Origin of the sequence: Phaeobacter sp. JH20_29, assembly GCF_048056175.1 — a bacterium.
Taxonomy (GTDB): Bacteria; Pseudomonadota; Alphaproteobacteria; order Rhodobacterales; family Rhodobacteraceae; genus Phaeobacter; species Phaeobacter bryozoorum.
This window is the reverse complement of record NZ_JAYMWO010000013.1, coordinates 611,397-636,079: the sequence shown is the minus strand read 5'-3', so window position 1 is coordinate 636,079 and position 24,683 is coordinate 611,397. Positions and strand designations below refer to the sequence as shown.

At 62.4% G+C, this 24,683-nt stretch carries 16 protein-coding genes; 8 read left to right on the top strand and 8 right to left on the bottom strand.

Annotated elements, in window-relative coordinates; all coding sequences use genetic code 11:
• Positions 1 to 204: 204 nt before the first annotated feature.
• Together VWZ85_RS12765 and VWZ85_RS12760 are read right to left on the bottom strand one after the other, a co-directional pair.
• A complete protein-coding gene (locus VWZ85_RS12765) occupies positions 205 to 1,083 on the bottom strand; it encodes a ferritin-like domain-containing protein (protein ID WP_416545978.1) in 879 nt (292 codons plus the stop codon).
• Positions 1,084 to 1,239: 156 nt separating this feature from the next.
• Positions 1,240 to 1,701, bottom strand: a complete 462-nt coding sequence (locus tag VWZ85_RS12760; RefSeq protein WP_340545742.1) for a peroxiredoxin — start codon at positions 1,699 to 1,701, stop codon at positions 1,240 to 1,242.
• A gap of 100 nt (positions 1,702 to 1,801) precedes the next feature.
• Between VWZ85_RS12760 and VWZ85_RS12755 the strand changes: the two genes are divergently transcribed.
• From VWZ85_RS12755 to uvrA, 7 genes are all read left to right on the top strand, one after another.
• Positions 1,802 to 5,458 (top strand): DUF3971 domain-containing protein, encoded by a 3,657-nt coding sequence (locus VWZ85_RS12755; RefSeq protein ID WP_416588594.1) that lies wholly within the window; start codon positions 1,802 to 1,804, stop codon positions 5,456 to 5,458.
• Positions 5,459 to 5,583: 125 nt separating this feature from the next.
• A complete protein-coding gene (queA, locus tag VWZ85_RS12750; RefSeq protein ID WP_416588590.1) occupies positions 5,584 to 6,654 on the top strand; it encodes a tRNA preQ1(34) S-adenosylmethionine ribosyltransferase-isomerase QueA in 1,071 nt (356 codons plus the stop codon).
• Between the two features lie 249 nt (positions 6,655 to 6,903).
• The gene (locus VWZ85_RS12745; protein WP_340545739.1) at positions 6,904 to 8,178 is read left to right on the top strand and encodes an MFS transporter; all 1,275 of its coding nucleotides are present in this window, start codon (positions 6,904 to 6,906) and stop codon (positions 8,176 to 8,178) included.
• Between the two features lie 137 nt (positions 8,179 to 8,315).
• Complete coding sequence (locus VWZ85_RS12740) at positions 8,316 to 8,894, top strand: DUF924 family protein (protein WP_340545738.1); 579 nt, start codon at positions 8,316 to 8,318, stop codon at positions 8,892 to 8,894.
• 191 nt (positions 8,895 to 9,085) lie between these two features.
• Entirely contained in the window at positions 9,086 to 10,480 is a 1,395-nt protein-coding gene (gene lpdA, locus VWZ85_RS12735) for a dihydrolipoyl dehydrogenase (RefSeq protein WP_416588587.1), read from the top strand.
• Positions 10,481 to 10,609: 129 nt separating this feature from the next.
• Complete coding sequence (locus tag VWZ85_RS12730; RefSeq protein WP_416534842.1) at positions 10,610 to 11,860, top strand: MFS transporter; 1,251 nt, start codon at positions 10,610 to 10,612, stop codon at positions 11,858 to 11,860.
• A gap of 110 nt (positions 11,861 to 11,970) precedes the next feature.
• Positions 11,971 to 14,847 carry an excinuclease ABC subunit UvrA gene (uvrA, locus tag VWZ85_RS12725; protein WP_416588584.1) on the top strand — a complete coding sequence of 959 codons (2,877 nt, stop codon included), beginning with the start codon at positions 11,971 to 11,973 and terminating at the stop codon, positions 14,845 to 14,847.
• A gap of 856 nt (positions 14,848 to 15,703) precedes the next feature.
• Here uvrA and mmsB read toward each other — a convergent pair.
• The 3 genes from mmsB to VWZ85_RS12710 are packed head-to-tail and all read right to left on the bottom strand — an operon-like array spanning position 15,704 to position 18,776.
• Positions 15,704 to 16,579 (bottom strand): 3-hydroxyisobutyrate dehydrogenase, encoded by an 876-nt coding sequence (mmsB, locus tag VWZ85_RS12720; protein WP_416588581.1) that lies wholly within the window; start codon positions 16,577 to 16,579, stop codon positions 15,704 to 15,706.
• A 3-nt stretch (positions 16,580 to 16,582) separates the two neighbouring features.
• Entirely contained in the window at positions 16,583 to 17,623 is a 1,041-nt protein-coding gene (locus VWZ85_RS12715; RefSeq protein ID WP_416588579.1) for an enoyl-CoA hydratase/isomerase family protein, read from the bottom strand.
• 7 nt (positions 17,624 to 17,630) lie between these two features.
• Positions 17,631 to 18,776: an acyl-CoA dehydrogenase family protein gene (locus VWZ85_RS12710; protein WP_416588577.1), complete on the bottom strand. Its 1,146-nt coding sequence runs from the start codon at positions 18,774 to 18,776 to the stop codon at positions 17,631 to 17,633.
• Between the two features lie 307 nt (positions 18,777 to 19,083).
• Here VWZ85_RS12710 and VWZ85_RS12705 point away from each other — a divergent pair, with 307 nt between their 5' ends.
• Positions 19,084 to 20,841, top strand: coding sequence for a UDP-N-acetylglucosamine-peptide N-acetylglucosaminyltransferase (locus VWZ85_RS12705; protein ID WP_416588574.1), 1,758 nt, complete (start codon positions 19,084 to 19,086; stop codon positions 20,839 to 20,841).
• Positions 20,842 to 21,073: 232 nt separating this feature from the next.
• On the opposite strand, the gene VWZ85_RS12700 is transcribed toward VWZ85_RS12705, so the two are convergent.
• From VWZ85_RS12700 to VWZ85_RS12690, 3 genes are all read right to left on the bottom strand, one after another.
• Complete coding sequence (locus tag VWZ85_RS12700) at positions 21,074 to 21,676, bottom strand: L,D-transpeptidase (protein WP_340545730.1); 603 nt, start codon at positions 21,674 to 21,676, stop codon at positions 21,074 to 21,076.
• 169 nt (positions 21,677 to 21,845) lie between these two features.
• Positions 21,846 to 22,880: a fatty acid desaturase gene (locus tag VWZ85_RS12695; protein ID WP_416538825.1), complete on the bottom strand. Its 1,035-nt coding sequence runs from the start codon at positions 22,878 to 22,880 to the stop codon at positions 21,846 to 21,848.
• Between the two features lie 201 nt (positions 22,881 to 23,081).
• Positions 23,082 to 24,581 (bottom strand): CoA-acylating methylmalonate-semialdehyde dehydrogenase, encoded by a 1,500-nt coding sequence (locus VWZ85_RS12690; protein ID WP_340545728.1) that lies wholly within the window; start codon positions 24,579 to 24,581, stop codon positions 23,082 to 23,084.
• Between the last annotated feature and the right edge of the window lie 102 nt (positions 24,582 to 24,683).

Genomic DNA, 24,683 nt, shown 5'->3' with positions numbered 1-24,683 from the left:
GCCCGATCCGGGGTGTGAGGCCGGTAATGGGGCTGCGGCGGTCGGCCTGCCGACACGGGGCAGGCTTACCGGATCGGAGGGGTGTTCAGGTCAGGTTGCTGGACCGTCTGCGGCGTCCTGCGCAGGCCGCTGGGAGTGCGCGTTATTGGCCACTTCGCGGAGCCGATGGCGCCGCGCCCCGCGCCTGTTGCGGCTGTGGGTGGCCTAGCGCAGGGCCGGGGGCTTCATCGGGATATCTTCGGTGAGCGGCCAGTAGAAATCTGGCGGGATGCCGGCCTCGGCACGTTTTTCCTCGTTGAAGGGCGGTTTCAGATGGCCATGGAAATATCGACCGACGAGATCGTGAAAGACCTCTTTCGGGTCCAGATTGTCGCGCCCGCAGAGGAAATGGAACCATTTCGATCCATAGGCCACATGGCTGACCTCTTCGGCGTAGATCACCTCCAGCGCATCAACCGCCTGGGTGAGCTTGGCCTTGCGGAAAATCTCGATCATGCCGGGGGTCACATCCAGGCCGCGCGCCTCAAGCACCATCGGCACAACGGCGAGCCGACCCATCAGATCCTCGGCGGTGTCCTCGGCGGCGCGCCACATGCCGGCATGGGCCGGAAGATCTCCGTAATGGCTGCCCAGTGCCTCAAGACAATCACACATCAGATTGAAATGTTTGGATTCTTCATCTGCCGCCTTGACCCAGTCGTCAAAGAAGCCAAGCGGCATCGGCACATGAGAAAAGCGGGCGATGATGTCCCAGTGCAGATCCACCGCATTCAGTTCGATATGGGCTACCGCATGTAGCAGCGCCTTGCGGCCGGCCTCTGATCCGGGGCGGCGGCGCGGCACATCGCGGGGGTTCAGCAGCTCCGGGCGCTCGGGGCGGGCCGGGTGCAGCGGCGGGTTGGCGGTGCCGATCTCGATCTTATCCGCATCACCGGCGCGCGAGGCAAACCAGTGCGCGGCGTGGCGACGCGACAGCGCGGTTTTCTCGCGCCCGTCGGCGGTGGTCAGCACCTGCTGCGCCATCTGCGCAAGGGTGAGCGGGGCGGTGGTCTCGGCTGCGGTCTGCGGGGCGTCGCTGGTCATCTGGGCGGGTCCGTTACTGGCGGTGGGCTGCTCTTGTCCCTCCCTGCCACCGGCGGCTGTGGCGCGCAACCCGATAGGCGGCCCCGCGTCAGGCCGATCTGGATCAGCGGGGCGGCCGGCGCGGTGGGCGGAATGGCTGGCGGGATGGGGCCGCGTTCAGAGCGCCTGCGCCGCCTCCAGCACCTCGGCGACATGGCCGTCAACCTTCACCTTGCGCCAGATCCGGGCGATATTGCCCTCGGCATCGATGAGGAAGGTCGAGCGTTCGATCCCCCAGTGTTTCTTGCCGTACATGTTCTTTTCTTTCCAGACGCCATAATCCTCGCAGGTGGTGCCGTCGGCGTCGGACAGAAGCGGCGTGGTCAGCCCGTGTTTGGCGACAAATTTGTCGTGTTTGGCAACCGGATCCTTGGAGATGCCATAGACCACGGTTCCGGCATCGGCAAAGGCCTGCAGGTGCTCGGAAAATCCGATGGATTCCTTGGTGCAGCCCGGGGTATCATCGCGGGGGTAGAAAAACAGGACAACGGCCTTGCCGCGCAGCTCCTCCAACGTCACGGTGCCACCGCCGTCGCGGGGCAGGTTAAAGGAGGGCGCTGGGTCTGAGGGGGCGAGCATAAGTTAAGGTCTCCAAAACGGTTTCGCAGGGTTTGCGTGCCATAGTTAGGCCATCACGGGCAAAGGGAAAGCAAGGATTAAACCGGTCTCACCCATAGCGGTGGATCCCGAGCGGGAGCCATCTTCCTCTGTGTCGGCGCAGGCCACGCAGGAGGCTGCACCCGATGGGGCTGCGGCGGATGAGGATGTGGCTGTTGCGCGCGCGGTGCCGCCGCCGGAGGGGGTTGTCTATCTGGGCCCCGATGAGGCGCCACCGGCAGAACCGGTGGAACAGGCGGTGCCGGTGCCGGGGCCTCGTGCGTCGGACGGGATTTCGGCCGGGGATCTGGGCATTTCTGCGGCGGCAGGGGCTGATCTGCCGCCCGCGGCGACGGTGCGCGCGCGGCCCCAACGTCGACTGCTGCGGCGGATGCTGCGCAGTGCGACCATCACCGCCGTGCTGCTAGCGCTGCTGGCAAGCGGGGTTGTCTTTCTCGGGCTGGGTACGCGCATAGATGCGCCGGACTGGCTGCGCGACCGGGTAGAGCGGCGGATCGAGCAGCACCTCGGCGGTCTGAGCATTGAATTCGGTGCCATTCATCTGGTGGTGAACCGGGGCTGGCGGCCCCGTGTCAGCCTGCGCGATGTGACCCTGCGCGATGAGACCGGCGCGCGGGTGGCGCGGCTGGCGGACGCGCAGGCCTCGCTGGCGATGCGGCCGCTGCTGCGCGGGCAGATCCGACCCAAGACGATCATGCTGAGCGGTCTTTACGGCACGCTGCGGCGCGACAACAGTGGCGGTCTGGCGCTGAGTTTGGCCGAGGGGGAGGCGCCGCTGCGGCAGGCCGCCACCCTGCCTGCGCTGATCGAACAATGGGACCGGCAGCTGGAACTGCCGGTGCTGTCGGCGCTGGTTGCGGTGGAGACTGAGGCGCTGACCCTACGCTATGAGGACGCGCGGCTGGGTCGGGTCTGGACGCTGGATGGCGGCAGCATCCGCATGGGCCGGAGCGGACAGGAGATTGAGCTGGCCGCCGGGTTCTCGCTGTTGAGCGGGCGCGATTATGTCGGCACGGTCGAGGCGAATTACAGGTCAGCCATTGGCGACAAGGCGGCGGATTTCGGTGTCCTGGTCAATTCGGTGGCGAGCAAGGATATCGCAGCCCAGAGCGCCGCGCTCGGCTGGCTGGATGTTCTGGACGCGCCGATTTCGGGCTCTCTGCGCGGTGCCATCAGCAGCGAGGGTGCCTTGTTGCCGGTCTCTGCCAGCTTGCAGATTGGCGAGGGGGTGATCCAGCCCACCGCCGCCACCCGCCCGGTGCCGATCACCGGCGCGCAGAGCTATTTCACCTATCTGCCCGCGCGGCAGGAGCTGCAGTTCAACGAGCTGTCGGTGAACAGCGGCTGGGGCTCCGGCTCGATGGAGGGGCGGGCGCGGCTGATCGGGGTGGAGAACGGCCAGCTCACCGATCTGGTGGGGCAGCTGCGGTTTCAGGACCTGAGCCTCAATCCGGCGAAACTCTATGAGGCGCCGCTGGATCTGGCCGGGGTGACGGCGGATTTCAAGCTTGAGATGGCGCCGTTTCGACTGCGTCTGGGCGAGATGCTGGTGCGTGACGGTGAGACGCGGATCCTGCTGGATGGCGAGATTTCGGCAGGGCAGACCGGCTGGGATTACGCGCTGAACGGACGCGCCAACCGGATGACCGCCGAGCGGCTGAAAGAGGTCTGGCCTGCCGCAGCCCCGCCAAAGCCGCGCGAATGGGTGCGCGAGAACCTGCTGGCAGGCTATGCGCGAGATGTGAATTTCGCGCTGCGTGGCCAGGGCACGGCAAAGCCGTTTGTCTATCTGGATCTGGCATTCGAGCAGGCGGCGGTCCGGTTTCAGAAAACGCTGCCGCCGCTGCGCGATGCGGCCGGGCAGTTCAGCCTTTATGGCAACCGTCTGGTGGTGATGGCGACAAAGGGCTGGGTGACGGCGGATCAGGGCGGGCGCGTGGATGCGGCTGGTACGTCGTTCATCATTCCTGACACTTCGGTGAAGGACGGCGCGCCGGGGATTGCCCGGATCGAGGCCACAGGCCCGGTGACGGCGGCGCTGTCGCTGCTCAACCGTCCGCCGCTGTCGGTGATGGACAAGGCCGGGTTGCCGGTGGATCTGGCGACGGGGCAGGTTGCGATCAGCGGCACGCTGGCGGTGCCCCTGCGCAAGGGCGTCACGCCCGAGGAGATCACCTATCACTACCGGGGGCGCCTGCGTGATGTCAGCAGCGATGTGCTGGTGCCGGGTCAGCGCGTGGCGGCGAAGGCCCTGAGCCTGAGCGGCAATCAGGACCATGTGCAGATCGAGGGCGGCGGCGCGCTTTCCGGGGTGCCGGGCAGCCTGATCTGGCGGCAGGCGGTGGGACCGGCGGCGGAGCGGGCGGTTGCGGCTGCGGGCGGGGCCGCGCCGGTGCGGGTCAGCGGCACCATCGAACTGTCGCAGAACACGATTGATACGTTTGATATCGGCCTGCCTGCGGGATCGGTATTCGGACGCGGCGAAGGCCGTTATGAGGTGGTGATCGACAAGGGGCAGGCGCCGCGGCTGACCCTGGAAAGCGATCTTGCGGGGCTGGGGCTGCGCATTCCGGCGCTGAGTTGGCGGCTGAGCGAGGCAGGCACCGGCCAGCTGAAACTCAGCGCGACCCTTGGGGAGACGCCGGATGTGCAGGCGCTGTCGCTGGAGGCGGCGGGGCTGCGGGCGGCCGGTGCCATTACGCTGGAGCCAGGCGGTGGTCTGCGCCGGGCGCGGTTTGACCGCGTCGACCTGCAGGGCTGGTTCCGGGGCGCTGTCGATCTGGTGGGGCGCGGCGCGCGGTCGCCGGCCATCAATGTGCTGAACGGGGTGCTGGATCTGCGGCAGATGCCCGATGGTTCCGGCGGCAGTGGCAGCAGCGGTGGTGCCTCTGGCGGCACCGGGCCGATCAGCCTGCAACTGGACCGGATGCAGGTCACCGACAGTATCGCGCTCACCGGTTTTGCAGGGCGGTTTTCCACCACTGGGGGTCTCAACGGCAACTTCACCGCGGCGCTGAACGGGCAGACCGGGGTCAGCGGCGTGGTGGTGCCCAAGGATGGTGGCTTTGCCACCCGGATCCAGTCTCAGGATGCCGGTGGGGTGTTCCGCGCGGCGGGGGTGCTGCGCCATGGCTCTGGCGGGACATTCGACATGTCGCTGGTGCCGGCCCCCGGCGCGCCCGGCGAATATGACGGCCAGATCGAGGTCAAGAACACCCGGATCAAGGACGCCCCCGCAATGGCGGCGCTGCTGAATGCGGTCAGCGTTGTCGGGCTGATCGACGCGCTGGCCGGGCAGGGCATTCTGTTCACCACGGTGGAGGCGAGGTTCAGGCTGGGGGCGACCCATCTGATTGTCCATGAAAGCAGCGCGGTGGGGCCGTCGATCGGCCTGTCGATGGACGGCAATTACGATCTGGAGCGCAGCGTGCTGAACATGCGCGGGGTGGTCTCGCCGATTTATCTGCTCAACGCCATCGGCCGCGTCTTTACCCGCAAGGGTGAGGGGCTGATCGGCTTTGCCTTTACGCTGAAGGGCACGGCGGATGATCCTCAGGTGCAGGTGAACCCGCTGTCGGGGCTGGCGCCGGGGATGTTCCGCGAGCTGTTTCGCGGACCGGCGCCGCGGCTGCCGGGGGAGGAGCCGCCAGCCCCCGCCGTGCCGCGCGCCGAACGCGACAGGCCGAGCTATTCGGTTTCGCCGGGCGAAGACCGCTAGGGCGACCCGCTACCATCGGACCATCCATGGGCCATTCTAAGGCGATCGATGGGCGGTGTGCCGATCGCGGACAAAGGTGCAAAACCTATTGGCCAAGGGCCGCGCAACAGCCTATATCGCAGCCTATGAAACTCAGTGATTTTGACTTCGACCTCCCCGATGACCGCATTGCCACCCGTCCGGCAGTGCCGCGCAGTTCCGCGCGGCTGCTGGTGGCCGAGGGCGATAGCATCAGCGACGCGCGTGTTGCCAATCTGGGCCAGTGGCTGCGCCCCGGTGACCGGCTGGTGCTGAATGACACCAAGGTGATTCCCGCGCGGCTGAGCGGGCTGCGCCACCGCGACACCGCACAGGGGCCGATGGCCGCCAAAGTGGAGGTCACGCTGCTGGATCCCGGCGCCGATGGCAGCTGGGCGGCGCTGCTGAAGCCGCTGAAGAAGGTCAAACCGGGAGAGGAGATCGTGTTCTCCGAGGCGCTGAGCGCGACATTGGAGCGGGTTGAGGACGGGCAGGGTTACCTGACGTTCAATCTGAGTGGCACCGATTTCGATGCGGCTCTGGCCGAGGCGGGGGCAATGCCGCTGCCGCCTTATATCGCGGCCAAGCGGCCAGCGGATGAGCAGGACAAGACCGATTACCAGACCGTCTGGGCGCGCAATTCCGGCGCGGTGGCGGCGCCGACAGCCTCGTTGCATTTCGACGAGGCGCTGCTGGCAGAGCTGAAGGCCATGGGGGTCGAGATCAGCTATGTGACCCTGCATGTGGGGGCAGGCACCTTCCTGCCGGTCAAGGTCGAGGATGTGACCACCCACCGGATGCACGCCGAATGGGGCCGCGTCAGCGCCGAGGCCGCCACCGAGATTGCCGCAACCAAGGCCGCAGGTGGCCGGGTGATCCCGGTTGGCACCACGGCGCTGCGGCTGATCGAAAGCGCCGGGCGGAACGGTGCAATCGAGCCCTGGGAAGGCGATACGGATATCTTCATCTATCCCGGTTTCACCTTTCATGTGGCGGATGCGCTGATGACCAATTTTCACCTGCCGAAATCGACGCTGTTGATGCTGGTATCGGCGCTGATGGGGCAGGACCGGATCCGGGCGATTTATGATCATGCGCTGGCCGAAAACTACCGCTTCTTTTCCTATGGCGATGCGTCGCTTTTGATACCGCCGGTGGCGGAGATGTCGCAGACCTGAGGGATAATTTCAGCGAGAAGCATTTTTAACTGGTCTGGGCTATGGTCCTGCCGGATCCAATTGTCACCGGGTTTGCAATGGGCACACCCGGTTTTTGGGGTCTTTTGGTCATGCAGCTGCCATAAGATCCTGTTCATAACGGCGCCGGGCGATTGCGATGCCCGTGACCAATTCACCAGGACCCCGGAGCGGGCCCAGAGCCCGTTCGGCGCGCTCTGGTACGGACAAGCGAAGTAGGAGAGACGGGCAATGTGGCAGGTGCTGTCGAGCGCATGGGCGCTGCTTTTGGGTATGGGTATGCTGATGGTCGGCAACGGTCTTCAGGGGACCCTGCTGGGCGTTCGGGGCGAGATCGAGGGGTTTTCTACCCTCGAGATGTCCTTTGTCATGTCGGCCTATTTTGTCGGCTTTCTGGGCGGATCGCGTCTGGCGCCGGAGATGATCCGGCGGGTCGGCCATGTGCGGGTCTTTGCGGCGCTGGCCTCGTTCATCTCGGCGGTGATGATCCTTTATCCGGCAATCACCAACCCGGTGGCCTGGATGCTGGGCCGGGTGCTGATCGGTTTCTGTTTCTCCGGCGTGTATGTCACCGCCGAAAGCTGGCTCAACAATGCCTCTGACAATGCCAACCGGGGCAAGGCGCTGTCGCTCTATATGATCGTGCAGATGATCGGCATCGTCAGCGCGCAGGCGCTGTTGCTGGTCGGCGATCCCTCGGGCTATGAGACCTTTGTCATCGCCTCGGTGGTGGTTTCGGTCTCCTTTGCCCCCATTCTGCTGTCGATCTCGCCGACCCCGGCCTTTGACCGGACCAAGCCGATGACCCTGCGCCAGCTGATGGATGCCTCGCCGCTGGGCTGTGTGGGCATGTTCCTGCTGGGGGGCGTGTTCTCGGCGCAATTTGGCATGAGCGCGGTCTATGGCGCTGCGGCCGGGCTGAGCCTGACGCAGATTTCGATCTTCGTTGCGACCTTCTATGTGGGGGCTGTGCTGATGCAATACCCGCTGGGGTGGATGTCCGACCGGATGGACCGGCGGATCCTGATCCTGTTTGGCGCGGCGGTTGCCGGCGGTGCTGCGATCGGGGCGATGATCCTGGGGGCTGATTTCCGTTTCCTGCTGATTGCGGCCTTCCTGATCGGGGGCATGACCAACCCGCTTTATTCGCTGCTGATTGCCCATACCAACGATTATCTCGACTATGACGACATGGCGGCGGCCTCGGGTGGGCTGGTGTTCATCAACGGGCTGGGCGCTGTCGCCGGGCCGCTGATCACCGGCTGGCTGATGGGGGATGAGGTCTTTGGTGCGCCGGGGTTCTTCCTGTTTACCGCGCTGCTGCTGCTGATGCTGGCGGTCTATGCTGCCTATCGCACAACCCAGCGCCCGGCGATTCCCACCGAAGAGACCGGGATCATGTCTGCGATGTCGCCGACGGCCTCTCCTGTTGCGGTTGAGTTCGCCCAGGAATATGCCATCGAGGCGGACATCGAGGAGCAAGAAGCCGCCGCCGAAGCGAGCTGATTGCGCTAACTCACGGGAACTGTGGCAAGTTTTTCACGAAACTGTCGTGTATGACGCAAATCGTGACGGGCTTGCCCTTGTAAAATCTCTGCAAAAAAGTCTGAATTTCAGAACGGTATCTATGTGGAGGCAGACCTATGACAGGTCCCGAGGAGATCCTGGACTTCTGGCTTGTAAGCACGGGAGAGAAGGGGTGGTACATGCAGGATGACGCGCTGGATGAGGAGATCCGGCGCCGGTTTCAGCCAACATGGGAGGCGGCCTGTGCCGGCAAATGCGACCATTGGCGCAGCAGCCCGCAGGGGGTTCTGGCCTATATCATCCTGACCGATCAGTTTCCGCGCAACATGTTCCGGGGGCAGGCGCAGGCCTTCTCGTCGGATACATTGGCACTGGCGGCGGCGAAATGTGCGATCAGCAAGTCCTGGGACATGAAGATCGACGAACCGCAGCGGCAGTTTTTCTATCTGCCGCTGATGCATTCGGAGAACCTGTGCGATCAGGAACGCTGCGTGCGGCTGATGCTGGAGCGGATGCCCAAGAACGGCGCGTCCAATCTGCTGCATGCGCGCGCCCACCGCGAGGTGATCCGCCAGTTCGGCCGTTTCCCCTATCGCAACGAGGCGCTGGCGCGCAGCAGCACCGCGCCGGAAATGGATTACGTCATGGCCGGTGGCTATGGCAGCACCATGCGCAGTCTTCAGGCCGCAGGCTGAGGCGGCTGCCTTTCGGGCTTGCCTGAAACGCGTCCTGCCCTGACACTGTTTTTGCGCCGCGCCCCAAGGAACGGGGTGCGGCGTTGCTGTTTCTTGCATGGCTCCTATGCGGTTGCATAGTGTGATTGCAGTGCCGTGAGAAATAGTTTAACGGTGAACTAGTTTTTGATCCAGTATGGCGAGGAACCACCATGGCCGCAGAAACCTATGACGTGATCGTAATCGGCGCAGGGCCGGGGGGCTATGTTGCCGCCATCCGTGCCGCCCAGCTGGGGTTGAAGACCTGCATTGTCGAACGTGAACATATGGGTGGCATCTGCCTGAACTGGGGCTGCATCCCGACCAAGGCGCTGCTGCGCTCGTCGGAAGTGTTCCACCTGATGGAGCGGGCCAAGGATTTCGGCCTGAAGGCAGACAACATCGGCTATGATCTGGACGCTGTGGTGAAACGTTCGCGCGGGGTGGCTAAGCAGCTGTCCAGCGGCATTGGCCATCTGATGAAGAAGAACAAGATTGCCGTGGTAATGGGCGAGGCGACGATCCCGGCCAACGGCAAAGTGTCGGTGAAAACCGAAAAGGGCACGCAGGAACTGGCGGCGAAGAATATCGTGCTGGCGACTGGCGCCCGTGCGCGCGAACTACCGGGGCTGGAAGCGGACGGCGATCTGGTCTGGACCTACAAGCACGCGCTGCAACCGGTGCGGATGCCGAAGAAGCTGCTGGTCATCGGCTCCGGCGCCATCGGCATTGAATTTGCCAGCTTCTACAACACGCTGGGCGCTGACACCACGGTTGTTGAGGTGATGGACAGGGTGCTGCCGGTCGAAGACGCGGAAATCTCCGCCTTTGCCAAGAAGGCCTTTGTCAAACAGGGCATGAAGATCATGGAGAAAGCCATGGTCAAGCAGCTGGACCGCGGCAAGGGCAAAGTCACCGCCCATATTGAGGTCGGCGGCAAGGTGGAGAAACAGGAGTTCGACACCGTGATTTCCGCCGTGGGCATCGTTGGCAATGTCGAGGGGCTGGGGCTGGAAGGTCTGGGCGTGAAGGTCGACCGGACCCATGTCGTGACCGATGAATACTGCCGCACCGGTGTCGATGGGCTTTATGCCATCGGCGATATCGCAGGCGCGCCCTGGCTGGCGCATAAGGCGTCGCATGAGGGCGTCATGGTGGCCGAGCTGATCGCGGGCAAGCACGCGCATCCGGTGAAGCCGGAAAGCATTGCGGGCTGCACCTATTGCCAGCCGCAGGTCGCCTCAGTCGGCTATACCGAAGCGAAAGCCAAGGAGCTGGGCTATGACATCAAGGTCGGCCGCTTCCCCTTCATCGGCAATGGCAAGGCGATTGCGCTGGGTGAGGCCGAGGGCATGGTGAAGACCATCTTTGACGCCAAGACTGGCGAGTTGCTGGGGGCCCATATGGTTGGCGCCGAGGTGACCGAGATGATCCAGGGCTATGTGGTGGGTCGCCAGCTGGAGACCACCGAAGAAGACCTGATGAACACCGTCTTCCCGCATCCGACGCTGAGCGAGATGATGCATGAGAGCGTGCTCGATGCCTTTGATCGGGTGATCCATATGTAATCTGGTCTTTGGGCCTGATTGATTGAGATGACAGAAACGCCCGAGGCCATGCTTCGGGCGTTTCTGCGTCCGGGGGGTCGTGTTTGATGTATCGCTCGGCTGGTACTTTGCAGTGGGGCGCGCTATGCCATGCGCTTCGACCGGTTTTGGCGGATTCCAAGCGCCAGGCGCAATTGCAATGAGGGCAGCCCCATGAACACCCCCCACCTCCAGGAACCGCAGACCCGCTGGGGCGTGGTGATGATCATCTGGGTCGCCGGTCTGGGGGCAGCGGCGCAATACGGCAAGATCGCGATCATTTTTGATCAGCTGGGGCTGCTGTATCCGGGGGCGGGGTCATCGCTGAGCCTGACGGTGACCATGGTCGGGGTGCTGGGCATTCTGCTGGGCGTGGTTGCGGGCGGGTTTGTCGCCTCCTTCGGCTATCGCCGCAGCCTTGTCTGGGCGCTGTGGATCGGGGCGGCGATGTCGGCGCTTCAGGCGCTGCATCTGCCTTATGGTCTGTTTCTGGCAACACGGCTGATCGAAGGTCTGTCGCATCTGGGGATCGTGGTGGCAGCCCCAACACTGATCCCGCAGATCTGTAGCCCGCGCCACCGTGGCACGGCGCTGTCGATCTGGAGCACCTTCTTTGGCGTGTCCTTTGCACTGCTAGTCTGGTTCGGCCTGCCGCTGGTTGCCGGGTTCGGCCTGTTGTCGCTGTTTGGCGCCCATGCGCTGGTGATGGCGGTTCTGGCGCTGGTGCTGGGGCGGGTGCTGAAATCGGTGCAGGTGCCGCCGCGTCTGCCGCTGCCCAAGCTGGCGGAGCTGCCGGGCCTGCATCTTGAGATCTACCGCTCTCCGGCCAAAGTGGCCCCGGCGGCGGGCTGGCTGTTCTATACCACCTGTTTCGTGGCGCTGCTGACGGTCCTGCCGCCGCATCTGGATGCCGACGTACGGGTCGGCGTGGTCAGCGCCATGCCGCTGGTCAGCATTGCCACCTCGATGACACTCGGGGTCTGGTTGCTGCGCCGGGTGGCGGCGGTGCGGGTGGTGCAGGCGGGGTTTCTGCTGGCCGCTGGTGGCGCGGTCTGGCTGCTGCTGATGCCGGGGCTGCCGCTGGCCTGCATGGCGCTGGCGGTGGCCTTTGGGTTGGTGCAGGGGGCCAGCTTTGCCTCGGTGCCGCAGCTGAATGCTGAGGCGGCAGAGCAGGCGCAATCCAATGGCGCGATGAGCCAGGCCGGCAATATGGGCAATGCCATTGGCACGCCGCTGATGGTGGCGGCTGTTGCGCTTGGCGGATACCACGGGATGATGGGGATGGCGCTGCTGCTGTTCCTTGGCGGCTTGGCCGTGCATGTGATGCTGGCCCGGCGGCGGGCGCAAAGGGCAGCTATCTGAAGGCGTTCGCCCTCTGTTCTCTTTTTTCTATTGGAGACTCGGCGCGCAGTCCCTATCTGTAGGGTCGGACACCGGTCGCAAGGGCGGCTGGCGTTGAATCTGGGGGCAGTATGGCTGAGTTGAAATCGATCGAAGTGCGCGGCGCGCGCGAGCACAACCTGAAAAACATCGACGTGGATATCCCGCGCGATCAGCTGGTGGTGATCACCGGCCTGTCCGGCTCGGGCAAGTCCAGCCTCGCGTTTGATACCATCTATGCCGAAGGCCAGCGCCGCTATGTCGAGAGCCTGTCGGCCTATGCACGCCAGTTCCTCGACATGATGGAAAAGCCGGATGTGGATCACATCAGCGGCCTGTCGCCTGCGATCTCCATCGAGCAGAAGACCACCTCGAAGAACCCGCGTTCGACTGTGGGGACCGTGACCGAGATCTACGATTATCTGCGTCTGCTGTTTGCCCGCGCGGGCACGCCCTATTCGCCCGCCACCGGAATGCCGATCGAGGCGCAGCAGGTGCAGGATATGGTCGATCGCATCATGACGCTGGAGGAGGGCACCCGTGGTTTCCTGCTGGCGCCCATCGTGCGGGACCGCAAGGGGGAGTACCGCAAGGAGTTCCTTGAGCTGCGCAAACAGGGCTTCCAGCGCGTGAAGGTGGATGGCGAATTCTACGAGCTGGATGAACCGCCGACATTGGACAAGAAGTTCCGCCATGACATTGATGTGGTGGTTGATCGTCTGGTGGTTCGTGAGGGGTTGGAAACCCGGCTGGCCGACAGCCTGCGCACAGCGCTGGATCTGGCTGATGGCATCGCCATTCTGGAAACCGCCCCGCGTGCGGCCGAGGGCGAAGAAGCGCCGACGCCGGAGCGGATTACTTTTTCCGAGAATTTTGCCTGTCCGGTCAGCGGTTTTACCATTCCCGAGATCGAACCACGGCTGTTTTCCTTTAACGCGCCGTTTGGGGCCTGCCCGGAATGTGACGGTCTGGGGGTTGAGCTGTTTTTTGACGAGCGGCTGGTGGTGCCGGATCAGAACCTGAAGATCTATGACGGCGCGCTGGCGCCCTGGCGCAAGGGCAAATCGCCCTATTTCCTGCAGACCATCGAAGCTATCGCCAAACATTACCAGTTCGACAAGAACACCAAGTGGAAGGACCTGCCCAATAATGTGCAGCAGGTGTTTCTGCACGGTTCTGGCGATGAGGAAATCAAGTTCCGCTACGATGAGGGCGGTCGTGTCTATGAGGTGACGCGGGTTTTTGAGGGGGTGATCCCCAATATGGAACGTCGCTACCGCGAGACCGACTCCAGCTGGATCCGTGAGGAGTTCGAACGCTATCAGAACAACCGCCCCTGTGGAACCTGCGAAGGCTACCGGCTGCGCGAAGAGGCGCTGGCTGTCAAGATCGCCGGACTGCATGTAGGGCAGGTGGTGCAGATGTCGATCCGCGAGGCGCTGGCCTGGATCGAGGATGTGCCCAACCACCTGTCGACGCAGAAACAGGAAATCGCCCGCGCCATCGTGAAGGAGATCCGCGAACGTCTGGGGTTCCTCAACAATGTCGGTCTGGAATATCTGACGCTCAGCCGCAATGCCGGCACGCTCTCCGGTGGCGAAAGCCAGCGGATCCGTCTGGCGTCGCAGATCGGCTCTGGTCTTACGGGCGTTCTCTATGTGCTGGATGAACCCTCTATCGGGCTGCATCAGCGCGACAATGACCGGCTGCTGGAGACGCTGAAGAACCTGCGCGATCAGGGCAATACGGTGATTGTTGTCGAACATGATGAGGATGCGATCCGCGAGGCGGATTATGTTTTTGACATCGGTCCGGGTGCCGGGGTGCATGGCGGCCAGGTGGTCAGCCATGGCACGCCGGAGATGATCGCGGCCGATGAAGCCTCGATCACCGGGCAATATCTGTCCGGCAAGCGTGAGATCGCGGTCCCCGCCGAGCGGCGCAAGGGCAATGGCAAATCGGTGAAAGTGGTGAAGGCCACCGGCAACAACCTGAAAGAGGTGACGGCGGAGTTTCCGCTGGGCAAATTCCTCTGTGTGTCCGGCGTCTCTGGCGGCGGCAAATCCACGCTGACGATTGAGACGCTGTTCAAGACCGCCTCCATGCGATTGAACGGCGCGCGTCAGACACCGGCGCCCTGCGAGACGATCAAGGGGCTGGAGCATCTGGACAAGGTGATCGACATCGACCAGCGCCCGATTGGCCGGACGCCACGGTCAAATCCGGCGACCTACACCGGTGCTTTTACCCCGATCCGCGAATGGTTTGCAGGGCTGCCGGAGTCAAAGACGCGCGGCTACAAACCGGGTCGGTTTTCCTTCAACGTGAAGGGCGGTCGCTGCGAGGCCTGTCAGGGTGACGGGGTGATCAAGATCGAGATGCACTTCCTGCCGGATGTCTATGTCGAATGCGAAACCTGCAAGGGCGCACGCTATAACCGTGAGACGCTGGAGATCCAGTTCAAGGGCAAGTCGATTGCCGATGTGCTGGATATGACGGTGGAGGATGCGCAGCAGTTCTTCCAGGCGGTGCCGTCCATCCGTGACAAGATGGATGCGCTGATGCGGGTGGGCCTTGGCTATATCAAGGTGGGCCAGCAGGCGACCACCCTGTCCGGCGGCGAGGCGCAGCGGGTCAAGCTGTCAAAGGAACTGGCCAAACGCTCAACCGGGCGGACGCTCTATATTCTGGACGAGCCGACCACTGGTCTGCATTTCGAGGATGTGCGCAAGCTGCTGGAAGTGCTGCATGAGCTGGTCGATCAGGGCAATTCCGTCGTGGTGATCGAGCATAACCTAGATGTGATCAAAACCGCCGACTGGATCATTGATATCGGTCCTGAAGGTGGTGACGGCGGCGGTCAGATCGTGGCCGCAGGCACACCCGAGGAGGTTGCCGCCACCGAAGGCAGCCATACCGGCCACTACCTGAAGGATATCCTGAAGGCGCGCAGCCTGGCGGCGGAGTGATCCGCCAGGCGCGGCCGCCAGTCTGTGGCGGGACATAGTTCCTGTCGCGCTGAGCCGATCCTGCCAGTGTCCTGCGAAACGGTATCCTGAAACGACGAAGCCTAAAAAGACGAAGCGCCGCCGACATTCTGTCAGCGGCGCTTTCCACAGAGCTGGATTGGGACGGCGCGGCACCCTTCGGGGGGGTGGGGGAGAGCCTGCGGACGAGGGGCGCAGGCAGCAGATGCCGCAAACCAAAATCGTTTAATCCAATTGGCGTGGAAGTCTTCTTCTCAGAAGCCAAGCGAACCTGTGTAAATGCGACGAAATAGACGATACCGGTGGGGGTTCAGTGTCGTTTCTTACGTATTCGCAAAGTGTCGCTTATATATAGGTCGGTCCTTTCCTGATAATTGCTGTATTAATGTCTATACGCCATCGGCCTACTGCCAATTAACGAAATAGGGCCCGGATTGCTTCCAGAGAGAGTGGCCGTTTTTAGCCGCATCGTCAGGGGGGATCAGATATTTGGCTGATCTATTCGTAGGTTGACATATGAATATTCATGCGTCTAGGAAAAAGTTAACGCGTCGCCTTGCGTAAAAATAATAATTTTACATTTCCTAATGTGAAGATCTGTTAATTAATTGCCTGTTAACGAAGGTTTCCCGACAAACTGTTGATCATTTTATTTAATTCCCCCGCTTGTAAAGCGCCTGAGGGGGGCAGCATCAAAATGCGTGAATAACGCCAAATCAGAGAAAAACGCCGCAGCCCGGAATGGGTGCGGCGCCTGGATGTTTTTTACGAACCCTGAGTTAGGCGTCAGGTCACGGGGGGCCGGATCTGGCGGAGATAAAAAGGCTCAGCTGTCGGTTCAATCGTGGCGGCTGCGGGCCGCGAAGCGCGGCAGCATGGCGCTGAAATCCTTGCCTGCGCCGCCTTCTTCCTCAACAAACATGGAATAGAGCGCCTGTGCCAGCGCCCCCATCGGCGTGTCGGCATCGGCGCTATGGGCGGCCTGCTGGGCCAGACGCAGGTCTTTCAGCATCAGCTCGGCGGCAAACCCGGGTTTGTAGTCATTATCGGCAGGCGACTGCGGGCCAACCCCCGGCGCCGGGCAATAGGCGTTCATCGACCAGCTGTAGCCAGAGGAGGTGGAGACCACATCGAACATCTTCTGACGGTCGAGACCCAGTTTGTCGGCAAGGGCAAAGGCCTCGCAGGTGCCGATCATGGTGATGCCGAGGATCATGTTGTTACAGATCTTGGCGGCCTGACCGGCGCCGGCATCGCCGCAGTGCACAGCCTTTTGTCCCATCACGTCAAACAGCAGCTTGGCGGCGTCGAAGGCGGCCTGGCTGCCACCGGCCATGAAGGTCAGCGTGCCGGCCGATGCGCCACCAATACCGCCGGAAACCGGGGCGTCGACAAACATCAGATTGGCCGACCCGGCACGATCGGCGACCGCGCGGGCGCTGTCGACGTCGACGGTAGAGCAGTCAACCAATGTAGCACCGGTCGCCATTGCGGGGATCACGTCATCGGCAACCGAGCGCAGGATCTCGCCGTTGGGCAGCATCGTGATCACCACCTCTGCGCCGGTCGCGGCCTCAGCGGCGGAGGCCGCCATGGTGACGCCCTCGATCGAGACATCCGCCATGTCAAAGCCGGTGACGGTGTGGCCTGCCTTTGCCAGATTGGCGGCCATTGGGCCCCCCATATTGCCGAGACCGATAAATCCGATGTTCATGTCTTACTCCTCCTCGAACTGCAGCGTGTCGCGGGCCAGCGGCATCAGCATCTGGCTGACAGCGGTAGCAGGCACTTCACGATCTGCATATTGCCATTTGGGCTGGCGGTCCTTGTCAATGATCTGGGCGCGGATGCCCTCCAGAAAATCGCCCTTTTCCATTGCGCGGTGAGTAAAGCGATACTCCAGTTCCAGCGCTTTGCGAATACTCATGCTGCCAAGGCGCAGCCGGTGCAGCAGCTCGACGGTGCAGGCCATTGATAGCGGCGAATTGCGGCGCAGGGTTTTCAGCGCGTCCTCGGCAAAGCTGCTGGCGTCATGATTGAGCGCCGTCAGGATATCGCCAAGCGCCTCGCCGCCAAAGCTGCGGTCAATGTCGGCGCGCAGGGCGGCCAGCTGCCCTTCGGGGGCGGTCTCTGCGCTGCTTTCGAGACTCTCGGCACGGCCGGTCTGCTCAAGCTCCGAAATCAGCGCAGGCCAGCTGACCTCGGGAATGTAATGGTCGGCAAAGCCTGCGTAGATCGCGTCCGCCGCCGTCATGCGCGCACCGGTGAGGCCCAGATATTCACCAAGCCGACCGGGCGCCAGAGCCAGCATCAGGCTGCCGCCCACATCGGGGATGAGGCCGATGCCGACCTCGGGCATGGCAATACGTGTGCTGTCGCCGACGATGCGATGGGTGCCGTGGCAGCCAAGACCGACACCGCCACCCATGACAAACCCCTGAAGGAAACTGACCACCGGTTTGGGGTATTCGAAGATCCGGGCGTTCATACGGTATTCATCGCGCCAAAACCGGCGACCATAGTCATAGTCGCCACTGGTGCCGGTCTGGTAGAGTTCGGCAATGTCACCGCCGGCGCAGAAGGCTTTTTCGCCCTCGGCGTCCATGACCACCAGATCGACTGCGTCATCCGTTGCCCAGGCCCTGAGGGCGTCATCGACCGCCAGACACATGTCATAACTCAGCGCATTCAGCGCCTTGCCACGGGTCAGGGTGATCCGCCCGGCGCGGCCGGTGATGCGGATATCAATATCGCTCATGTCGGCCTCAGTGGTTTTCCGCCAGCAGATGGCGCGCGGTAATCACCCGCATGATTTCATTGGTGCCTTCCAGGATCTGGTGGACGCGCAGATCACGCACCAGTTTTTCGATGCCGTAATCGGCAAGATAGCCGTAGCCGCCATGCAGCTGCAAACATTGATCCACCACTCTGGAGCCTGCTTCGGTGACAAATTTCTTTGCCATCGCGCAGTGTTTGGAGGCATCCGGCGCGCCCTGATCCAGCTTCCACGCCGCCTGACGCAGGAATACACGGGCCGCCTGCAATTCGATTTCCATATCGGCGAGGCGGAATTGCAGCCCCTGAAACTGGTCGATGGTTTTGCCAAAGGCCTTGCGTTCGGACATGTATTTCAGGGTCATGGTCAGCGCCTGCTGCGCAGCCCCGAGCGAGCAGGAGGCGATATTCAGGCGCCCGCCGTCGAGACCCTTCATCGCGTATTTGAAGCCGCTGCCTTCTTCGCCGACCAGGTTATTGGCCGGGATCGTGCAGTCGTCGAACTGGACCTGCGCGGTGGGCTGGCTCTTCCAGCCCATTTTTTCCTCAAGCCCGCCAAAGCTGAGGCCTGCCGTGCCATCTTCGACATAGACGGTGGAGATCCCCTTGGGGCCGTCTTCGCCGGTGCGCACCATGCAGACATAGGCGTCAGAGTAGCCGCCACCGGAGATGAACGCCTTGGTGCCGTTGAGGGTGTAGCCCTCGTTGGTCTTGGTGGCGCGGGTTTTGAGGGCGGCGGCATCGGAGCCGGAGCCGGGTTCGGTCAGACAGTAGCTGAGCACGGTCTGCATCGACAGGATGTCGGGCATGATCCGGGCCTTCATCTCGTCGCTGGCAAAGCTGTCGAGCATCTTGGCGCACATATTGTGGATCGACAGGAAGGCGGCAACAGACGGGCAGGCCATCGACAGCGCCTCAAAGACCAATGTGGCATCCAGCCGGGACAGCCCCGCGCCGCCAGTTTCCTCGGAGACATAAAGCGCGCCGAACCCCAGCTCGCCGATCTGCGGCCAGAGCGATTTCGGAATGGTGCCTTCGGCCTCCCACTGGCGGGCGAAGGGGGCGATATGCTCCTGTCCAAAGGCGAAAGCCATATCGAAAATGGCGGTCTGTTCCTCGGTCAATGCGAAATCCACAGCATATCCTCCCTGATGTGAACGCGGCCCGGCCCGGATCTGACCCGCCGGGGTCGTCATGAATTGAACGGTTGTTTATTTTCTAGCGACCCAAGGGCAGCAGGGCAAGCCGCAGCGGTGCAAAGCTGCTGTGCAGAAATGTCGGTCCGGCGGCGTTTGCCGATGGTTGACCGTGGCATTGACGCAAGGGGCGCCATCTGGCTGTAAGTGAACCGTTTCTTAGGCATTTTCTTCCAAACTGACCGAAATTTGTCAAAAACCGTGGTGCATCGCCCGCCATGGATGATCAGCTGAGGGCAGACTTTCGATGAACAAGCCATTGCGCACCAAACATCTTCCGAAATCAGCGCGTCGCAGGCTGGAAACTCCGGCGCCATCGCCGGCGCTGGCGCTGAAAGCAGAGGCGGGGCGTGCCTTTATCGAGGCTGACTATCCACGCGCGCGCGACTTTGCGACCCGCGCGCTTGCCTTTGAGCCGGACAACGCGACGCTGCATGCGGAGATTGCTTCCAGCTTCATGCAGGAGAAAAAATACGAACTGGCGCTGAAGCATCTTATGGGTGCGCTTAAACTTGAGCCGACCAATCCGAAATGGCTCAGCGCGATCGGGACCATTCTGTTTCTGATGGACAAGCTGACAGATGCCGTTGGCTTCTTTGAGGCGGTTTATCAGATCGACCCGGAAAATGCGATGAATGTCTCCCGGCTTGTGCAGTCGCAGATGAACCTTTGCGACTGGACCGTCTACAAGGATCAGAAGAACAAGCTGAGGATCCTCGATAACGACCCGGCCAACGGCGATCCGTTCACCACGCTGCTCTATGTCGATGACGCCGCGTTGCAGAAGAAACGCGTGGTGAGCAAGACGAAGAACAAGGTGACGATTTCCGAACGGAAAGTGGCCCGTAAGTTCAACAGGACTCCGGTGGCTGGTCGCAAGATCCGGATTGGCTATTTCTCCTGCGATTTCTTCAATCACGCGACCATGTTCCTGATGGCGCGCCACTTCGAATTGCATGACCGTGATAACTACGAAATCTACATCTATGACTACAGCCGCGAACCAAGCGATGTCATGCGTCAGCGCGTGCTCGACGCTGCCGACTGCTACCGGCCGATCCATAACCTGAAAGACGAGGATGTCGCGGAGCTGGCCCGGGGGGACAGTCTGGACATCGCGATCGATCTGAAAGGCTACACCAAAGACGCAAGGCCAACGATATTCGGCTTTCGCGCGGCACCGGTGCAGATCTCCTATCTCGGCTACCCAGGCACCACGGGAATGCCCGCGATGGACTATTTCGTCGCTGACGCTGTCACCGTACCAAAAGAGGGGCGGCGCCATTTCTCAGAAAAAATCCTGTATATGCCGAATTGCTATCAGGTAAATGACAACAGTCGTCCCCATCCCGAGACCGGACCGACCCGCGCGGATATGGGGCTGCCCGAGGATGCGGTGGTTTTCTGTTCGTTCAACAACCATAACAAGGTTTCCCCGGCGGAGTTCGACATCTGGATGGACCTGCTTAAGGAGGTCGATGGCAGTGTCCTGTGGTTCCTTGCGGTGCCTGGTGTGATCCGTGATAACATCCGCAAGGAGGCGGAGGCTCGTGGCGTGCCGGCGGATCGGATCGTCTTTGCCGGGCGTTGTCCTACTCCCCATCACATTGCGCGTCTGCCGCTGGCGGATATCTTTCTTGATACCTTTGCCTGTAATGCCCACACCACGGCGAGTGAGACGCTGTGGTCGGGCGTGCCGGTGGTGACCAAACCGGGGCAGCAGTTTGCGGCGCGGGTCGCGGCGAGCGTCGTCACCGCCGTGGGTTGTCCTGAGCTGATTGCCGAGACGAAGGAGGAGTATCGCGCGCTGGCGCTGCGGCTGGCCCGGAACGCCGAGGAACGACAGGCGCTGCGCGAGAAGCTGAAGGCGAATATCGCCACCACGCCGCTGTATGATACCGAGCAATATGTCCGCGATTTCGAGGCGCTTCTAACAAAGGCGATCCAGCGCTATGACGATGGGCTGAAGCCGGATCATTTAAGCCTGGCCGAGGGCAAGGTCTAACCCGCCATCCGTGGCGTCGCTGACCGGGATCCGCATTTGCTGAGCCGGGCGGTGCTTCCGGCGCAAAGCCTGCCGTCGAAAAAGCGACCCGCCAAAGAGTAAAAAACGCGCCCCGGTCTGCCGGAGGCGCGTTTTTGTTATGACATCCGCGTGGCGAGGGGATCTGCCATGGTGGCCGACCGGCGCTCAGGCCGACGGATATTTGACCGGCAGCCGCATGCGGGCGGATGGATCAGAGCAGGCGCACCTTTGTGCCGATCTTCACCATCTCGTAGAGCGATTCGACGTGCTGATTGTAAAGGCCGATGCAGCCGGAGGAGCTTTGCCGTCCGATCTTGCGGGTGTCATGGGTGCCATGCACCAGATAGGCAGGCCAATCGAGATACATCGCACGTGTGCCCAGCGGGTTGCCCGGGTCGCCGCCGTCGATGCGGACCGGCAGTGTCGGGTCACGCTCGCGCATGGAGGCGGTTGGAGTCCAGCTGGGGTTCTCCGCCTTGCGCACGATTTCGGTATAGCCGCGTCGGGTCAGCTCCTCGGTCATCGGCACCGAGGAGGGGAACAGCCGGTAGGTCTCGCCATCCGGCCCCCAGTAATGCAGCGCGCGCGAGGAAATATCGGCCAACATGCAGCCCACGCCCAGATCATCGAAGTGATCCTGCCAGGCCTGCTGCTGGAAGGAGGAAATATTGCGTTTCACCGGGATTTCGGTTTCGATCTTTGGCTCTTCCACCGGAAAGGCGTCGCTCGACTGGGCGCGCAGCAGCGCCGGGGTGGCCAATGTGGCGCCAATCCCGGTGAGGGCAGCGCGGCGGGTCATACGAAAGTTGCTCATGGTATCCTTCGACAGTCTGCTCGGACATTAGTTGGCAAACTAGGTAGTACTGCGGAATTTCCTAGGGGCAGGTCGCGAAATTCAGCCGGTCTCACAGGGTTGTGTACCCCGGTGAGACCGTGAGTGGCGGAAGTCTGCCGTTCTTTCAGCGCCTGGGCGCCGGTGAGGGTCAGCCGTAGAGCTGGCGTGCCTGGGCAAAGGACAGCAGGCGCTTGGTCTTCTCGTCCCAGAGGTGCAGCCGCGCATTGGCAAGGCTTTCGCGGATGGTCATCCGGTTGCCCTCGGCCAGTTCGGCATGGTCGCGCAGCACCTGGGGAAGCCGGTAGAAGGGAATGCGGCTATAAAGGTGATGAACGTGGTGGATGCCGATATTGGCGCTGATCCATTGCAGCACCGGCGGCAGAACATAATGGGAGCTGCCATGCAGGGCGGCGTCATGCAGGTGCCAGTCCTCTTCCTGTTCCCACTGTGTCGTCTCGAACTGATGCTGGACGTAGAACAGCCACAGCCCGGCGGTGGCAGCGAGCAGCGTGGCGGGCACAAAAATCAGCAGCAGCGGCATCAGCCCGCCGAAATACCAGATCACCGCCAGCGCCAGAATAATGGTCAGATTGGTGCCCATGGCGCTGATCCAGTAGCGGGCCTGGCCCATCAGACCGTAGGGGATACGGTTTTGCAGGAAGAACAGATAGCCGGGGCCGATGGCAAAAAGCGTCACCGGATGGCGATAGAGCCGATACATCAGCCGGCCCCAGCGGCTTTCGGCGTGGTATTCGGCTACGGTCATGGTGTGGATATCGCCCATGCCGCGTTTGCCCAGATTGCCATGGGTGCTGTGATGGATCGAATGGGTGCGGCGCCAGACATCATATGGCGTGAGGGTCAGCACCCCGATGATGCGACCGGTCCAGTCGCTGAGCCGACGGTTGCTGAAGAAGGAGCCATGGCCGCAATCGTGCTGAATGGTGAACAGCCGCAGCAGGAAGGCGGCGATCAGAACGGAGATAGCCAGCGTCAGCCAGTAACTGATCGACAGCGACCACCAGGCCAGGGCCCAGAGCAGCAGGAAGGGCACGACCGTCACTGCCAGCTCAAAGCTGCTGCGCAGGGGGCTTGGGTCGCGGTATTGGGCCAGGATCTTGACCCAGTCGCGGGCGGATTTCGCAGCCGCCTGCGGCTGGTTGGATTCGTCTGTCGTGCTCATGCGCCTGCCGTTTTTCTGTCCATCCATGACCGGATAGACGAGTTACGCGGCGGAACAAGCATAAATTGGTCGAAGCCCTTATTTTTCTGGCCCTGTGCCGCGAATAACGCCCGCCTGCCGCTCTATCTGGGCGGGAGCGCGCGGCGCCATGGAAAAAGGCCCCGGAATGTCCGGGGCCTTTTCTCGTTTTGGGGCGACAGCTCAGTCCATCGCCTTGAAGTTGAATTCGCCACCTTCCTTGATGCCCGAAGGCCAGCGGGAGGTCACCGTCTTGGTGCGGGTGTAGAATTTGAAGCTGTCGGGCCCGTGCTGGTTCAGGTCACCGAACATCGACTTCTTCCAGCCGCCGAAGGTGTGATAGGCCAGCGGCACCGGGATCGGCACGTTGATACCTACCATGCCGATGTTCACGCGGGAGGCAAAGTCGCGCGCGGTGTCGCCGTCACGGGTAAAGATCGCGGTGCCATTGCCATACTCGTGATCCATCGCCAGCTTCAATGCTTCCTCGTAAGTGCTTGCGCGCACAGTGGAAAGTACCGGGCCGAAGATCTCCTGCTTGTAGATGTCCATGTCGGGGGTGACGTGGTCGAACAGGTGGGCGCCGACAAAGAAGCCGTCCTCGTAACCCTGCAGTTTGAAGTCGCGGTTATCGACCACCAGCGTGGCGCCCTGATCGACACCGGACTGGATCAGGCCCAGGATGCGGTCCTTGGCCGCCGCGGTCACAACCGGACCCAGATCCACGTCGTCGCCGGCGGTGTAGGGGCCGACCTTCAGTTTCTCGATGCGCGGGATCAGCTTCTCGATCAGCTTGTCGGCGGTTTCCTCACCGACCGGAACCGCAACCGAGATTGCCATGCAGCGTTCGCCGGCCGCGCCGAAGCCCGCGCCAACCAGCGCGTCAGCGGCCTGATCCAGATCGGCATCGGGCATCACGATCATGTGGTTCTTGGCGCCGCCGAAGCACTGCGCGCGCTTGCCGTTGGCGGTGGCGCGGGAATAGATGTACTGGGCAATCGGGGTGGAGCCGACGAAGGACACGCCCTGAATGATTTCGCTGTCCAGAATGGTGTCAACCGCCTCGCGGTCGCCGTTCACCACCTGGAACACGCCTTCGGGCAGGCCTGCCTCGACGAACAGTTCGGCCAGCATCAGCGGCACGGAGGGATCGCGCTCGGACGGTTTCAGCACCACGGCGTTGCCGCAGGCCAGAGCCGGGCCGACGTGCCACAGCGGCATCATGGCGGGGAAGTTGAACGGCATGATGGAGCCGACAACGCCCAGAGGCTGGCGCATGGAGTACATGTCGATGCCGGGGCCGGCGCTGTCGGTGAATTCCCCCTTCAGCATCTGCGGCGCGCCGATGCAGTATTCGATCACTTCCAGACCGCGCTGCAGGTCGCCCTTGGCGTCCGGGATGGTCTTGCCGTGCTCGCGCGAGAGCGCCTCGGCCAGCTTGTCCATGTCGCGGTTCATCAGGCCAACCATCGCCATCATCACGCGGGCGCGCTTCTGCGGGTTGGTGGCGCCCCATGCGGGCTGTGCCGCGGCGGCCTTTTCGATTGCATCGGTGGTCTCCGACGCGCTGGCCATCGGGCATTTGTACTGCACTTCGCCGGTTGCCGGGTTGAAGACATCGTCAAAACGGCCCGAGGTGCCGGACACCAGCTTGCCGTTGATAAAATGGCCGAGTTCTTTCATCGGATCCTCCTACATTCCAGTTGCCGGTATCGTAGGCTTGCAAAAAACACTGGAAAAGAGGAAAGATCTCAAAGAGGCTTTGCAGGAACGCAAAGGTTAACA

Bases quoted from the DNA above. Each gene is read 5' to 3' on its own strand.
- VWZ85_RS12765 (WP_416545978.1), bottom strand. From the start codon at position 1,083: ATGACCAGCGACGCCCCGCAGACCGCAGCCGAGACCACCGCCCCGCTC.
- VWZ85_RS12760 (WP_340545742.1), bottom strand. From the start codon at position 1,701: ATGCTCGCCCCCTCAGACCCAGCGCCCTCCTTTAACCTGCCCCGCGAC.
- queA (WP_416588590.1), top strand. From the start codon at position 5,584: ATGAAACTCAGTGATTTTGACTTCGACCTCCCCGATGACCGCATTGCC.
- VWZ85_RS12745 (WP_340545739.1), top strand. From the start codon at position 6,904: ATGTGGCAGGTGCTGTCGAGCGCATGGGCGCTGCTTTTGGGTATGGGT.
- VWZ85_RS12740 (WP_340545738.1), top strand. From the start codon at position 8,316: ATGACAGGTCCCGAGGAGATCCTGGACTTCTGGCTTGTAAGCACGGGA.
- lpdA (WP_416588587.1), top strand. From the start codon at position 9,086: ATGGCCGCAGAAACCTATGACGTGATCGTAATCGGCGCAGGGCCGGGG.
- VWZ85_RS12730 (WP_416534842.1), top strand. From the start codon at position 10,610: ATGCGCTTCGACCGGTTTTGGCGGATTCCAAGCGCCAGGCGCAATTGC.
- uvrA (WP_416588584.1), top strand. From the start codon at position 11,971: ATGGCTGAGTTGAAATCGATCGAAGTGCGCGGCGCGCGCGAGCACAAC.
- mmsB (WP_416588581.1), bottom strand. From the start codon at position 16,579: ATGAACATCGGATTTATCGGTCTCGGCAATATGGGGGGCCCAATGGCC.
- VWZ85_RS12715 (WP_416588579.1), bottom strand. From the start codon at position 17,623: ATGAGCGATATTGATATCCGCATCACCGGCCGCGCCGGGCGGATCACC.
- VWZ85_RS12705 (WP_416588574.1), top strand. From the start codon at position 19,084: ATGAACAAGCCATTGCGCACCAAACATCTTCCGAAATCAGCGCGTCGC.
- VWZ85_RS12700 (WP_340545730.1), bottom strand. From the start codon at position 21,676: ATGAGCAACTTTCGTATGACCCGCCGCGCTGCCCTCACCGGGATTGGC.
- VWZ85_RS12695 (WP_416538825.1), bottom strand. From the start codon at position 22,880: ATGAGCACGACAGACGAATCCAACCAGCCGCAGGCGGCTGCGAAATCC.
- VWZ85_RS12690 (WP_340545728.1), bottom strand. From the start codon at position 24,581: ATGAAAGAACTCGGCCATTTTATCAACGGCAAGCTGGTGTCCGGCACC.